Here is a 1,859-nt window from a genome sequence, read left to right as displayed (position 1 = left end):
CCGGGCCGGCCCTGCCGGGATCTGCCGCCGGCCCCGGCGGCGGATCCCGGCGCCGCGCGTGCCGGCGGCGGCGCCGGGCGGGCTCCGCCGTCAGCCGCGATCGGCCTCCGGCACCGGCACGTCGAAGCCGTTCAGCGTGATCGAGACCATGCAGTACAGCCCGACTAGGTAGACGAGTTCCGCCGCACCGTCCCGGCCGAAGACCTGCACGCCCTGCTGCCAGGTCAGCGCCGGCAGGGCGCCGCCATCCACCAGCGCCGCGGCCATGTCGTAGGCCACCGCTTCCTCCCGCGTCAGGTCGGCGGGGCGCTGGCCGGCGACGATGGTGGCGATCTTCTCGTCCGGCAGGCCGCGCTGCTCGGCGACCAGCACATGCGCGTAGATCTCGTAGGCGGCGTCGAAATGCGCGCCGGTGACCAGGATCGCCACCTCCCGCACCGGCTTGGGCAGGCTGGTCTGGAAGGACAGCGCCTTGGTCAGTTCCCAGATCGGCCCGCCGATGCGCGGCCAGTGCAGCCAGGGATTCCAGGGGCCGAGCAGCGTGCCGTCCGGCGCGATGGCGGTGAAGCCCTTGAAGTGGCTCTCGATGCCGGCGCGCATGTCGGCATGCAGCGGCTTCTGGGTGGCGTCGAGGTCGGCGGGCGGGATCAGGGGCAGGCGCATGCGGGCTCCGTGGCTTGGCTGCGGGTGGACGCGGGCCGCCGCCGCCGGGTGCGGCGGCGGTCGCGTGCGCCGGCGCATGGTGCGGGACGGCGGCGCGGCGGCAGCATGACGTTTCGGCTGGGCGGGCGTGCGACAGCATGGACGAACAAATCCGGGCAGAACCGACGGGCCTGGTGGCCTGGCTGCGCGGCCCGCCGCGGCCCGCGGCGGCGCCGCCGACGCCGGGCTTCGACCGCGCCTGCATCTGGTTCCTGGCGGCGGACTGGATCGTCTTCGGGTCCATGCATTTCGCCCTGCCGGCCGAAACCCGGGCGATGCTGCCCCCCTGGGTGCCCTGGAAGGCGACCGTGGTCCTGGCCAGCGGGCTGCTGGAAGTCACCGCCGGCCTGCTGGTCTGCTACGGGCCGACGCGGCGCATCGGCGCGCTGCTCTCCCTGGCCCTGCTTGTCGCCTTCATCCCGGCGGTGATCCACATCCTGCAGGAGCCGCAGGCGCTGCCCCGGCCGCCGGACCACTGGCAGTCCCTGGCCTGGCGCGTGCTGGGCGTCCCGCACAACCTGCTGATGGCGATCTGCTCGCTGCACCTGATCGGCAAGCCCTGGCCGGATCCCTGGGCCGCGCCGCCCGCGCCGCGCCCGCCCGCCTTCCGCAGCGGCGCGGTGCTGGTCGTCGCCGGCGTCCTGCTGCTGTGCAATGCCGCGGGCTTCCTGGCCGTCGTGCTCGGCGTGCCGGCGGCGCGGCCCACCGCCTATCTCTGGATGATGATGTGCCTGGCGGTGGGCGGGCTGGTCGGCTTCCTCTTCGCCGTGCCGCGCGCCAACCGCGATGCCGGGTCGCGCCGGCCGCTGCTGCCCAACCGCAACATCGAGGCGGTGTCCGACTGGCTGACCAAGATCCTGGTGGGGCTCGGCCTGGTGAACCTGGGGGAGATCCGGCGCTTCCTGGCGACGACCTCGGCGCGGCTGGCGACGGTCTTCGGCCTGCCGGACAACCCGGACTATGTGCTGGCCTTCCTGGTCTACTTCGCGGTCGCCGGCTTCCTCGAAGGCTACCTGCTGACCCGGATGTTCCTGCAATGGCAGTTCGAGGCGACGGGGGAGGAGGCGATGCCGGCGCCGGGGACCGCGCCCGGCAGGGGCGCGGCGGACGACCCGGCCGCGGGTGCCCGGCCCGCGGCCGGCGAAGCCCCGGCCGGC

At 74.6% G+C, this 1,859-nt stretch carries 2 protein-coding genes; one reads left to right on the top strand and one right to left on the bottom strand.

The window, feature by feature from the left end; all coding sequences use genetic code 11:
• Window positions 1-90 precede the first annotated feature (90 nt).
• Entirely contained in the window at window positions 91-663 is a 573-nt protein-coding gene (locus E2C05_RS31485) for a carboxymuconolactone decarboxylase family protein (RefSeq protein ID WP_133223539.1), read from the bottom strand.
• A gap of 137 nt (window positions 664-800) precedes the next feature.
• Here E2C05_RS31485 and E2C05_RS31480 point away from each other — a divergent pair.
• A partial coding sequence (locus tag E2C05_RS31480; protein ID WP_133223538.1) for a DoxX family protein occupies window positions 801-1,859 on the top strand: 1,059 nt, incomplete at its 3' end.

This window comes from Paracraurococcus ruber (genome assembly GCF_004353985.1).
In the GTDB taxonomy this organism is placed as follows: domain Bacteria; phylum Pseudomonadota; class Alphaproteobacteria; order Acetobacterales; family Acetobacteraceae; genus Paracraurococcus; species Paracraurococcus ruber.
The sequence above is the reverse complement of the archived record's forward strand: the minus strand, read 5'-3'. Positions and strand labels throughout refer to the sequence as shown.